The sequence below is a fragment of the Caulobacter sp. AP07 genome, assembly GCF_000281955.1.
Lineage (GTDB): Bacteria > Pseudomonadota > Alphaproteobacteria > Caulobacterales > Caulobacteraceae > Caulobacter.
Genome location: NZ_AKKF01000283.1, coordinates 1 through 1124 on the forward strand (window position 1 = coordinate 1; position 1124 = coordinate 1124).

General features: G+C 68.3%; 1 protein-coding gene. It reads left to right on the plus strand.

Annotated elements, in window-relative coordinates; genetic code table 11:
- Positions 1 to 60 precede the first annotated feature (60 nt).
- Complete coding sequence (locus tag PMI01_RS23630) at positions 61 to 1017, plus strand: IS5 family transposase (RefSeq protein WP_007675407.1); 957 nt, start codon at positions 61 to 63, stop codon at positions 1015 to 1017.
- The last annotated feature ends 107 nt before the right edge of the window (positions 1018 to 1124 follow it).

Below are 1124 nucleotides of genomic sequence, written 5' to 3' on the forward strand. Positions count from 1 at the left end.
GGGGACCGTTGCGAAATTGGCTGGTTGTGATTCCCTGCTGTTGAGGCGGGAGATTGACCGATGTCGGTGAAGGCGACGGGCCAGCTAGGGTTTGGCGAACTTGGCGCGGGGCGGCGGCCTGGCAGCGCGGCGCTGGAGCGGGTGTCTGTTCTGGTGGAGTGGTCGGGTTTCGAGAAGGCCTTGGCTGGCCTGCGTGAAGAAGGGCCTGGTCGTCCTGGCTATCGTCCGCTGCTGCTGTTCAAGGCGCTTTTGCTGCAAGCCTGGTACGGGCTGTCGGACGCGGAGCTGGAGTTTCGGTTGGGCGACAGCCTGTCGTTCAGCCGGTTCGTGGGGCTGAGCCTGGAGGACGCGGTTCCCGATCACACCACGCTATGCCGGTTCCGCAACCGACTGGTGTCCCAGCGCCTGCTGGAGCGGTTGTTCGACGAACTGGATCGCCAGTTGGACGGGGCGGGCCTGGTGCTCAAGCAGGGCGCGATGCTGGACGCCACCCTGATCGAGGCCGCCACGCCGCGCCCGCCGCTAGGCCAGGAGGATCGGGCCAAGGATCCGGACGCGGCCTTCGCCAAGCGCCAGGGCAAGCCGGGCTCGGCCTATGGCTACAAGGCCCATGTCGGCGTGGACCAGGGCTCGGGCCTGGTCCGGGCGGTGATCACCACCCCGGCCAATGTCAACGACACCACCCCGGCCGACGCCCTGATCCGCGGCGACGAGGCGGCGGTCTACGCCGATAAGGCCTATGACACCCACGCCCGCCGCGATCGGCTCAAGCAAGCCGGGGTCAAGCCTCGGCTGATGCGCCGACCCAACAAGCACCACGCTCTGACGCCCCGGCAGCAACGCTTCAACGACCTGGTGGCCCGCCGCCGCGCCGCCGTCGAGACCACCTTCGCCACCTGGAAGCGTCGCATGGGCCTGACCCGGACCCGCTATGTCGGCCTGGCCAAGGTCGCCGGCCAAGTGCTGCTCACCGCCATGGCCTTCAACCTACGCCGTGCCGCTGTCCTGACGGCCTGAACACGCCACCACTCCGCCCCGACACCGACAAAGCCTCCCCTCGCAGGCCATCACACGCCGCTTACCCCCTCCAACCTCGCTGATCACCGCGTAATGCAGCGGTCCCC

Excerpts from the sequence above, each read along its gene's own strand:
- PMI01_RS23630 (WP_007675407.1), top strand. The coding sequence starts at position 61 with ATGTCGGTGAAGGCGACGGGCCAGCTAGGGTTTGGCGAACTTGGCGCG.